General features: G+C 49.8%; 10 protein-coding genes. 6 read left to right on the forward strand and 4 right to left on the reverse strand.

The window, feature by feature from the left end:
* The first annotated feature begins 11 nt into the window (after positions 1-11).
* The 4 genes from gyrB (at position 12) to BMY09_RS03720 (ending at position 4,654) form a co-directional block, all read left to right on the forward strand.
* On the forward strand, positions 12-2,438 hold the full coding sequence (gene gyrB / locus BMY09_RS03705; protein ID WP_091354214.1) for a DNA topoisomerase (ATP-hydrolyzing) subunit B: 2,427 nt from the start codon (positions 12-14) through the stop codon (positions 2,436-2,438).
* Between the two features lie 598 nt (positions 2,439-3,036).
* Positions 3,037-3,345 carry a helix-turn-helix domain-containing protein gene (locus BMY09_RS03710; protein ID WP_091354217.1) on the forward strand — a complete coding sequence of 103 codons (309 nt, stop codon included), beginning with the start codon at positions 3,037-3,039 and terminating at the stop codon, positions 3,343-3,345.
* Positions 3,333-3,653 (forward strand): HipA N-terminal domain-containing protein, encoded by a 321-nt coding sequence (locus tag BMY09_RS03715; protein WP_091354220.1) that lies wholly within the window; start codon positions 3,333-3,335, stop codon positions 3,651-3,653. The genes BMY09_RS03710 and BMY09_RS03715 overlap by 13 nt, the downstream gene beginning before the upstream one ends.
* A gap of 161 nt (positions 3,654-3,814) precedes the next feature.
* On the forward strand, positions 3,815-4,654 hold the full coding sequence (locus BMY09_RS03720) for a type II toxin-antitoxin system HipA family toxin (RefSeq protein ID WP_091354222.1): 840 nt from the start codon (positions 3,815-3,817) through the stop codon (positions 4,652-4,654).
* 104 nt (positions 4,655-4,758) lie between these two features.
* On the opposite strand, the gene BMY09_RS03725 is transcribed toward BMY09_RS03720, so the two are convergent.
* Together BMY09_RS03725 and BMY09_RS03730 are read right to left on the reverse strand one after the other, a co-directional pair.
* Entirely contained in the window at positions 4,759-5,694 is a 936-nt protein-coding gene (locus tag BMY09_RS03725; protein ID WP_091354224.1) for a diacylglycerol kinase catalytic domain-containing protein, read from the reverse strand.
* On the reverse strand, positions 5,694-6,710 hold the full coding sequence (locus BMY09_RS03730; protein ID WP_091354226.1) for an SPFH domain-containing protein: 1,017 nt from the start codon (positions 6,708-6,710) through the stop codon (positions 5,694-5,696). The genes BMY09_RS03725 and BMY09_RS03730 overlap by 1 nt, the downstream gene beginning before the upstream one ends.
* A gap of 147 nt (positions 6,711-6,857) precedes the next feature.
* Between BMY09_RS03730 and BMY09_RS03735 the strand changes: the two genes are divergently transcribed.
* Together BMY09_RS03735 and BMY09_RS03740 are read left to right on the forward strand one after the other, a co-directional pair.
* Positions 6,858-7,589 carry an NUDIX hydrolase gene (locus BMY09_RS03735; RefSeq protein ID WP_245756493.1) on the forward strand — a complete coding sequence of 244 codons (732 nt, stop codon included), beginning with the start codon at positions 6,858-6,860 and terminating at the stop codon, positions 7,587-7,589.
* A gap of 278 nt (positions 7,590-7,867) precedes the next feature.
* Positions 7,868-8,065: a hypothetical protein gene (locus BMY09_RS03740; protein WP_091354231.1), complete on the forward strand. Its 198-nt coding sequence runs from the start codon at positions 7,868-7,870 to the stop codon at positions 8,063-8,065.
* A 137-nt stretch (positions 8,066-8,202) separates the two neighbouring features.
* Here the strand turns inward: BMY09_RS03740 and BMY09_RS03745 are convergent, their stop codons facing one another.
* Entirely contained in the window at positions 8,203-8,877 is a 675-nt protein-coding gene (locus BMY09_RS03745) for a Bax inhibitor-1/YccA family protein (RefSeq protein WP_091354233.1), read from the reverse strand.
* Positions 8,877-9,275 (reverse strand): HPF/RaiA family ribosome-associated protein, encoded by a 399-nt coding sequence (locus tag BMY09_RS03750; RefSeq protein WP_175483434.1) that lies wholly within the window; start codon positions 9,273-9,275, stop codon positions 8,877-8,879. The genes BMY09_RS03745 and BMY09_RS03750 overlap by 1 nt, the downstream gene beginning before the upstream one ends.
* Positions 9,276-9,634 lie beyond the last annotated feature (359 nt).

Genomic DNA, 9,634 nt, shown 5'->3' on the forward strand with positions numbered 1-9,634 from the left:
AGGAGAACTGAATGAGCGTCGAAAATCAGGAATACGATTCTTCCAGTATTAAAGTCCTAAAGGGACTGGATGCGGTTCGTAAGCGCCCGGGAATGTATATTGGCGATACGGACGATGGTACTGGTCTGCATCATATGGTTTTCGAGATTGTTGATAACTCGATCGATGAGGCGCTGGCCGGTCACTGTAGTGAGATAAAAGTGACGATCCATGGCGATAACAGCGTCACGGTGTCAGACAACGGCCGGGGTATTCCGACTGAACTGCATGAAGAGGAAGGGGTATCGGCGGCCGAAGTTATCATGACGGTACTGCATGCCGGCGGTAAGTTCGATGATAACTCCTATAAAGTCTCCGGTGGTCTCCACGGTGTGGGTGTCTCAGTAGTTAACGCCCTCTCTGCCGAGCTGAGACTGACTATCCGCCGCAGAGGCGATGTCTATGAGCAGACCTACCGCCACGGTGTTCCCGATGAGCCGCTGAAAGTGGTTGGTCAGACAGAAACCTCCGGCACCTCAGTGCGCTTCTGGCCCTCTGAAGATACCTTCCACAACCAGCTCGAGTTTAAATTCGATATCCTGGCGAAACGCCTGCGGGAGCTTTCCTTCCTCAACTCCGGTGTGGCTATCCGGCTTAAGGATGAGCGCAGCGGTGAAGAGGAGCTGTTTGCCTATGAAGGGGGGCTGAGCTCCTTTGTTGATTTCCTCAACACCAACAAAACCCCCGTTAACAAGATGTTCCATATCAATGTTATGCATGAGAATGGTGTTGGCGTTGAAGTGGCGATGCAGTGGAACGACAGCTATCAGGAAAATATCCACTCCTTTACCAACAACATCCCTCAGCGTGATGGTGGTACTCACCTGTCCGGTTTCCGGACCGCCCTCACCCGTGCCCTGAACAACTATATCGAAGCGGAAAAGCTCAATAAGAATGCTAAAGGCGCCACCACCGGTGATGATTGCCGGGAAGGTCTCACCGCCATCGTATCGGTTAAAGTGCCCGACCCTAAGTTCTCCTCCCAGACCAAGGACAAACTGGTCTCCTCTGAGGTGAAAACTGCGGTTGAGCAGGCGATGTATGAGCAGCTTAACGATTACCTGCAGGAAAACCCTCAGGACGCCAAAGCGGTTGTATCGAAGATGATCGATGCTGCCCGTGCCCGGGAAGCGGCGCGTAAAGCCCGTGAGATGACCCGCCGTAAAGGTGCCCTGGATATCGCCGGATTGCCCGGCAAGCTGGCCGACTGTCAGGAGAAAGATCCGGCCCTTTCTGAAATCTACCTCGTGGAGGGTGATTCTGCGGGTGGTTCAGCCAAACAGGGCCGCAACCGTAAATCGCAGGCGATTCTGCCGCTGAAGGGTAAGATCCTCAACGTCGAGAAAGCCCGTTTTGACAAGATGCTGGCCTCAGCCGAAGTCGGCACTCTGATTACCGCACTGGGCACCGGTATCGGCCGGGAAGAGTTTAACGCCGACAAACTGCGTTACCACTCCATCATTATCATGACCGATGCCGACGTGGATGGATCACACATCCGCACCCTGCTGCTCACCTTCTTCTTCCGGCAGATGCCAGAGATTATCGAGCGCGGCCATGTATTTATCGCCCAGCCGCCTCTGTATAAGATCAAAAAAGGTAAGCAGGAGCAGTATCTGAAAGATGATGATGCGCTGGAAAACTACCTGCTGCAGGGCGCGCTGGAAGGCGCATCGATGCATGTGAATGCCGATGCTCCACCAATCAGCGGCACCGGTCTGGAAGAGATTGTTAACCGTTATCGCGCCGTTGATAAGATGCTTATCCGTCTCTCCCGCCTCTATCCTGAGCCGATTCTGCGGCAGATGGTCTATACCACTCGCCTGACACAGGATGATCTGAAAGATGAACAGAAGGTTGCCGAATGGATCGATCAGGTCTGCGATGGACTGGGTGACCATCTGGATGGTGGTGATGTCTACACCTCCTCCGCTGCTGAGGATATGGAGCACCAGGGCATCTTCCTGCCCAGCGTAAAAGTGATTCAGCACGGCGTTAGCCATCACTACACCTTTGACCAGGCATTCTTCGAGTCCCGCGATTACAACGCGCTGACCAGTCTGGGTGACACCCTAGACGGACTGCTGGAAGAGACCGCCTACTTTAAACGTGGCGAACGCACCCTGCCCACCTCCAACTTTACCACCGGTCTTAACTGGCTGATGGAACAGTCCAAACGCGGCTACTACATCCAGCGCTATAAGGGACTGGGCGAGATGAACCCGGAACAGCTATGGGAAACCACCATGGACCCGGAACAGCGCCGTATGCTGCGCGTCACCATCGACGACGCCATCGCTGCAGATATGCTGTTCACCACCCTGATGGGCGATGAAGTAGAGCCGCGCCGTGACTTTATCGAGACCAATGCGTTGAATGTGTCCAATCTGGATATTTGATGGGTGTTGTCATTTAGGGTGACATAAACGAAGAAGCAGCCGAAATGGCTGCTTTTTTATGTCTGAAAATTACTTGTGTTTGTGCAAACTTAATATCGAATAATAATCTAAAAACCGCCCACTGCCTGGTCGGCCTCGCCAACTTCCCTGCGCGTTTTCTTTTCCAAAAGCATGGGAAAACTTCAATCCTCGGTTTCATAGAGGGGATCATCAACGTGCGAGATAGTTGATTCGGCTAATTGAGTCGATTTCTCTTTGAGGTACTCTTAGGTAAAAGGGCTTTGACCCCTTTTAATTTCTCTCCTCCGTTATTGCTTTATCTCTGTGCCCTCGGTGTCCTCTGTGGTGAGTTTAGTGCGGTGTTACCACCTAATGAAAGGGTCAAGATCAATAAGCTGATCAATCGGCTCAGATACGCTGAACTCACTCGTTCATGAGTTACTGTGTTTGTTACAACACTAAAAATAAGCTATCTATTATTTTTTTGCTATTTATAGTCTAAAAATAAGCAATAATTTACATATTGCTTTGACTTATCTATTATTACTTATAAATTGTCTTTAGATTAGTCTAAAAATAAGCAAGGGGTTATGTTCTGATGAGCGATACGAAACTCTCTAACGCTGAAGTCCAGTCTTTCCTGACCGACTTGGGGGTGCTTTATGAGAAGCAGGCTGCTGAACTCTCATTGCTTCGTCAGCAGCAAGACTTCAAACCAATTGAGTCTTTAGCTGAAGTCGTTAAACAAGCCAGGAAGGATCAGGGCGTGACGATAGAGGATCTTGCTACCTATAGTGGCGTATCTCATATGACCATTTCAAAAATTGAAAAGGGTCAGACTAATGTGAAGGCTGAGCTTATGATCGCAGTATTGGCTGCGCTGGGTAAAAAGCTATGGGTAGGATAGCAATTGTATTTTTTAACGCTCAAGTGGCTGGTGAGCTGAGAGAAATAGACGGTGGTGGTTTTGAGTTTCAATACAAGCCTGACTATTTTGCTGACGGGGCTCCTCTCTCATACAGGCTACCTCTGCAGCAAGAGCCGTTTAAGTCTGATGTATTGTTTCCTTTTTTTGAAAATTTGGCAGCTGAGGGTTGGATGAAAGAGGTTCAGTCAGTCAACCAGAAAATTGATGAAAGAGACACGTTTGGACTGTTGTTGCAAAACGGAGATGATTTAGCCGGAGCCGTAACGTTGAAGGAAGCTCAGCCATGACACACTGTTATATCTCGTTAGAAGCGCTGGCGAGTAGCAATAAAAATCCGCTGATGAAAGATGTTGCGGCTAAGGCCTTTTATGGTTCCGACAAAGTTTCGGCGGCTTTAGGTGTTTCTCGATAGGCGTTTTTTCAAAAAGGTCGCCAGTTCACTAAAGGCATGTCCATTTCCGGGGTTCAGCAGAAACTTTCATTGAAAGTAGATTCTGATACGTCAGCCTTAGTACCAACAACAAGTGATGGCGAGTATATATTAAAGCCGTCCCCCGATGGTTTAGAGGCCTGTGCTGAAATGGAGCACCTTTGTATGGGCATTAGCCGTGCGATGGGAATAGAGACCGCTGAGTCTGGTTTGGTTGAGTTTTCAGATGGAGAAAAAGCATATATCACCAAGCGATATGATCGGACCTCAACAGGGAAGTTGCATCAGGAAGATCTCTGCTCCCTTTCAGACCGTTTAAAAGATGATAAGTATGACAGCTCGTATGAAGCTGCCGGGGTACTGCTGAGGACAGTGACTGGAAATAAAATGGCCGTGCAGAACGAATATTTTAAGAGGGTTCTGCTTTCTTATCTGGTTGGTAATGACGATCAGCACTTAAAGAACTTCAGCGTTATTCGGCAGCCCGATAACAAAGGCCTTACCTACGATAGGTTAACTCCGAATTACGATATCTTGTGCACAGCGTTTTATCCGACGGATGGCATTGGCCAGTTGGCGATGCCTTTATTAGAAAGTGAAAAGGAAGGAGTTTTTTCTGAGGCTCATGACTATTTTGGTTACTACACCAAGCAGGACTTCATGATGTTAGCTGAAAAGATAGGCCTGAGATCTGTTGCTGCTGAGAAGGCAATAAAATCATTCGGGAAGAAACTAGGGCTGGCTAATCAACTGATTGATAGATCCTATGTTCCGGAACATCTCAAGGAGAAGATGAAAGATTTGCTGGCGCTCAGATATAGAGCTATTTGTGCTGAAAAACCTCAATCAAATGAGTAGCTTTAATCATACTGAGCGTGGCCCTTCTCCGTTAGAGCTTTATCTCTGTGCCCTCGGTGTCCTCTGTGGTGAGTTTAGTGTAACGATACTCGCCTGCCTACCGGTTATCCCATTACCAGCCTCCCCCGCTTTTCTGCCAGCCCAATAGTTACCCTGCAGCCAGAGTTAAACAGTAAGTAGTCATTTTCCACACCATCGGAGAAGATAACCCCATTCTCCGGCATCATGGATTCTAAACTCAGTGGTTTGTTCAGGCTTACCTCGCCAAACACTAATGAGGTGGATGAGGTTCGGCTGGGGAAAGGTTCCCGCACGGCAAATTGCAGTTTCTGTGCGCTCCAGTCAAACCCACCCTGTAGAGGGTGGTTCTGAGTGCCGGTTTCTTTCATGACACCAACAGCACCGGCCAAGACGGACGCAAACCAGCCGGTAGAGCCAAACCCTGTGGAGACGATGATTCCCGACGAGGATTGCTGTTCCGTCTGCCCGTCCCAGGTCAGGGAATAACGGGCTGAGGTGTGACTTTTTGGCCCGATAAACAGATCATTGATGGCTAACAGGGTTTGGCCATCATTGGTTCGCGCCTGCGCAAAGGTGATCTCATTAACGGTAGATTGTCCTTTGCTGACGGTGCTGATGACACTGTCCAGGTCTTTCGTTTCGAAAGGCAGCAGGATGCCATCCCAGCGCTGAGGATCGGGGTTGATGGCGATGACCGGCTGTCCGTCGAGGTACTTCAGGGTGTTTGCCACCAGACCGTCCTGACCAATCACCACGACCACATCATCTGGCCCGAACTGGAAGCTGGGCAGGTATTGACGGCTGAGGGACTGAAACCGCCCACGGGCTTTTAATACCTGCTCGATCTCCTGTACGCGCTGTCGGTAAAGATCATGCTCGGCCAGATAGTCACTGGGATCAGCCTGATTGTGTTCGAGGTAGAATTGCGCCTGAGGCCAGGTATTAAACCGCCCTACCAGCTCTTCAAGCCTTGTTTTGCGCCATACCAGGACATAGCGGGTTTGATTTGTCGTAGTCATTATCCGGCCTTTTTCATCAGTTGAGAGAACAGATCTGGAGAGATATTTAACTCACCAATTTTCGCGGCGTTTTGTGCTAAAGAATCGAAAGCAAAGGCGAACAGCTGATCGGCCTGCATGTTGCTCATCGCCATGGCTTTGAGGCTTTCCACGGGGATGCTTTGATAGGCTTTCAGTTGCGCTTCAATCGCGTAGGCCTGTGTTTCCGCTTCAATCTTGCCGTTTTTAGCATTCAGTTGTACCAGCTGGATTCGCTGACTTTCTGCTTCGATATCGGCCTGAAGTCTCTCTTGTTCGATCTCTTTTCTGGCCCTCATCAGGTTGCGCTCGTTGGTAACCTGCTCCTGTTTAATTTCCTGCTCTTTTTTCTGCACTTCCAGATCGGTTTGTAACTCGGCTTCCCGGATGGTTCTTTCCTGTTCCACCGCGGCTTTCCGGCGCAGATAGATGGCGTCATCCGCTTCTTTGAGAATCGACTCCCGGGCTTCCGCTTCCAGTGCCCGGACGGTTTCCGGCGCGGGAGTAATGCCGGTGATACTCAGATCCACCACCTCGATGCCCAGGGTCTGCAGTGCTGGTTCAACTGCCAGCCCCTGCTGAGTGTTCGTCATGAGTTGTTTCGTCAGTTTCAGGGCTTCTCTTAGTTTGACGGCCTGTATATCTGCCTGAAAGCGGTTTTGTACGAAGCGGATCATGCGATCATCTAAGCGCAAAGGGTCTTCTGTTGTATAACGGTTTTCTCTGGGGCTCACGGTGTAGTTCATCACCTCCGCCAACTGGTCGGGGTTAACAATGCGATAACTCAGCTGCCCCTGAACCCGCACCTCCTGGAAGTCTTCTGTCTGTAGGTTGAAGATAAATGAGGCTTCCTGCACGCTGGTCGGCACACAGGCAATGGAGGCTGTCGCCGGGTTATACCAGAAACTGATGCCCTGGCCTTTTCGGCGGACTTTACCGTTGGCTGTTTTAATGGCGTACGTTGCTGCGTCGGCTTTAAAGAATTTAATTCCAAACATGATTATCTCTCCTTCAATATAGTGTCTTTATGTCACTAATATAAATAGTGGCTTATGGTCACTTATTGTGTCAAGCACTAAGTGACAAAAAGACACAAATTAATTAGAATGGCGTTATCCCCTTCTAAACCCTAAAGCAGCCTGAATATGTCAGAACAATCAGTAATGGATGAAGCAACTTACCTGCAGCAATATGACCCAAAGCAGTTCGATAGCCCTTTGGTAACCGTCGATGCTGCACTGTTTACCTATCATGATGGCGTGTTAAAGGTGTTGCTGGTGGAACGGGCGAGTCATCCAGAGCTGGGCAAATGGGGGTTACCGGGGGGATTTATCGATGTCCATCGGGTGGCTGATCTGACACAGGCTATTAATGGTGTCATTGAGGATAAAACCGGAATAACTGCGCCCTACCTTGAGCAACTGGCCAGCTATGGCAACAACCAGCGTGATAAACGGGGCTGGTCGGTTACGGTCAGTTATACCGCGCTGATGGCTTATCAGGCCTGCGAGGTCAGAATAGCAACGGTGGCTGATGCGCAATGGGTTGATGTTGAACAACTGCCGGAGATGACACTGGCGTTTGATCATATGACGATCATTGAGGCTGGTCGTGAAAGGCTAAAGCAAAAAGCGCTCTACTCTATCGTGCCCGCTTATGCCCTGGCGGAGGAGTTTACTTTTCCTGAGTTGCAGCACCTGCATGAGCTGCTCATTGGCAAACCGTTGCAAAAACGCTCGTTTCGTCGCCGTATTGAACAGGCAAACCTTTTGGAGGATACCGGTAAGTTCCGAAAAGACGCCGGGAGACCGGCTATTTTATACCGGCTTGCCGCAGATGCTGAGCAATACCGTTTTGTGCGAAACCTGGAAGATTAAGTCGGTTCATTATTCCTGGCGTAGCTGAGCTTCTCTATGTTTGCCATAACCCGGAATAGTTTTTGCTCTTTCCTCTGTTGACCGCGTTTGTGGGTGACAAATGGTCCGGTTTTGTTCTGTAAGGCACAAAATCAGCGTAGATTCGTTGAATAACTTACAGCCTTTCCAGGCTATTTCCCCGGTTTTTATCTGACTATTCAGTCGGGCCATCGTGGTCAAAGATGTGGTGGAAGCCCTGTTGTAGCTGCCACAGACTAATAATTACAGGAGAAATTGATATGGCTAAGTTCTATGTGGAAACGGGTGCAAATGCGGCGGGTGAGTTTGTGGTGCATAACGAGACCTGTGCTTCCCTGCCTGACAAAGAAAAACTGCTTTACCTGGGCTCGCGCAGTAACGCTGCTGCGCCGTTGAATGAAGCGGCGATGTATCAGTGTGCGCCTTCCGCGCCCTGCCCTGAATGCATTACCAGCTAATAGGTTAATCTCAATGATAAAAGCCCGCAGTTGCGGGCTTTTTGTTGGCTTTTCCTCCCCCGTTAGCGTTTTATCTCTGTGCTTCCGGTGTCCTCTGAGGTGAATTTAGTGGGGTGACCCCCCTGTTTTATGCCGCTTTACTCATCACTCATAAACCCCATCAGATGAAGCAGACTGGTGAATAGATTAAAGATCGACACAAACAGTGTGGTTGTCGCCATGATGTAGTTGGTTTCACCACCGTGGATGATGTTGCTGGTTTCGTAGAGGATGAGACCCGACATTAACAGCACAAACATGGCGGAAACCACCAGAGACAGCGCGGCTATTTCAAAGAAAAACGCGCCGATACCGGCCAGGAACGCCACCAGAATGCCGACCGTTAAAAAACCGCCCATAAAGCTGAAGTCTTTATTGGTGGTGACAACATAGGCTGACAGGCCGAGGAAGATAACCCCGGTTGCCGCCATGGCATTCATGATGATCTGTCCGCCGTTTGGCAAGCTCATATAGGCACTCAGTATCGGTCCCAGGGTTAGCCCCATAAATCCGGTCAGTGCAAATACGCAGACGATGCCTAAACCGCTGTTACGAAACTTCGAGGTGGCGAACAGCAAACCGAAGTAGCCAACCAGGGTAATAATGATACCTGGATGTGGAAGATTCAGGGCCATGGAGAGGCCTGCGGTCGCGCCACTGAACAGCAGTGTCATCGACAACAGCATATAGGTGTTTTTAAGCACCCGGTTCTGGATGCGGGTTGAGTCGGAGCCCGCAGCATATGCCGGGCTTGAGCTGATAGGCTTGTCCATTAGTGTTCTCCTGCTACAGACAAATATTCGTCGTATTCTGTTTCTGTCCCCAGCTGCGATTCGTTGAGCAACCTGTTTTTGGGACGGATGCCCTTGCTGCGTGTGCGAGCCAGGCGTCGTGTAAGAGTTCTGCTGGCCCGTGAGGCGGCGCTATCAATCGCCTCCTGCCAGTTTTGCCGCACATCGTCTATGACGATATCGCGCTGCCCTGCGATCAGGATGCGTACCTGGCAGCGCTTATCTTCGCCCCCTCGCGGGCCATTAATATCGGAAAGAGTGACATTAATTTGATTTGTCTGGTCATATCGTGATGCCAGTGCAAACGTCATCCGCCGGCGGACATACTCTTCCAGCCCTTTTTTTATAGAAACATGGCGAACCTTCAGATTAATTTTCATCTTGCTCTCCTGCATTCTGGTAGGGATATAGTGCATTGAGGTTTTATCTTAGGGCCAGAAAACAGCAAGTAATATTCGAATTAAATATAAAAATAGATCGAAAAAACCGATCTTATGATTGAAATGGTTTAACTTCAGGCGGTTACACTGCTTCCTGCTGTTGTAGGAGACGCGCCCCCGCGGCGAGTGTTTTATCGCCCTTAAAAAGGGCTCCTACAGATACAGCCATTGTCGGATGCTGGTGTGGGAGGCGCGCCCTCGCGGTCAGTGTTTTATCGCCCTTGAAAAGGGCTCCTACAGATGTAGCCATTCTAGGATGTTGGGTGGGAGGTGCGCCCTCGCGGCGAGTGTTTTATCGC

The organism is Amphritea atlantica, from assembly GCF_900111095.1.
GTDB lineage: Bacteria > Pseudomonadota > Gammaproteobacteria > Pseudomonadales > Balneatricaceae > Amphritea > Amphritea atlantica.